Origin of the sequence: Pseudomonas sp. Q1 (assembly GCF_009935975.1) — a bacterium.
Taxonomy (GTDB): Bacteria; Pseudomonadota; Gammaproteobacteria; order Pseudomonadales; family Pseudomonadaceae; genus Aquipseudomonas; species Aquipseudomonas palleroniana.
In genome coordinates this window covers 1-608 of sequence record NZ_QODI01000070.1, presented here as the reverse complement: position 1 = coordinate 608, position 608 = coordinate 1, and the positions used below count along the sequence as shown (strand labels likewise).

Below are 608 nucleotides of genomic sequence, written 5' to 3'. Positions count from 1 at the left end.
AGCCTGCGTAGGATTGCCTGCTTGATCAACCGATCCCCTTCGACCATCAGCCGGGAGCTGCGCCGCAATCGAGTTGTCTGCGGCGGTTACTCGGCCCGTGTGGCCCAGCAGCAGATGCAGACCCGCCACCAGGTTTGTCGGCCGATGCGAAAGCTGTTGCGGGTAGCGAGCGCTTCGAGTTGGTGCCCCATTTGCTGCGTGAGCGTTTGTCTCCAGAGCAGATTGCCGGCACGCTGCGCAGCATGAACATTCCCAGCCTCCGAGATGCCTACGTCTGCCGCGAGACGATCTATAACGCGCTCTATGCCTTGCCGGTCGGCGAGCTGCGAAGGAGCTGACCATCTATCTGCGCCAAAGCAAGACGACACGCCGGCCGCGCTCTGGCGGTGTAAATAGGCACGGCCAAATCCCCGAGATGGTCAGCATTCATGTGCGCCGCCGGAGATCGAAGACCGGCTGATGCCGGGGCATTGGGAAGGCGACCTGATCAAGGGTAAGGCCAACGCCTCGTCTGTAGGCACGTTGGTGGAGCGCACTAGTGGTTAGTGAAGATGAATGACGCGACGGCAACCTCGGCGATGGAGGGCCTCAGTGCAGCGCTCAATGGC

The 608-nt window shown here is 61.7% G+C and carries 1 pseudogene; it reads left to right on the top strand.

The window, feature by feature from the left end:
• Positions 1-608, top strand: a pseudogene (locus tag DK870_RS29175) (IS30 family transposase); the annotation flags it as partial.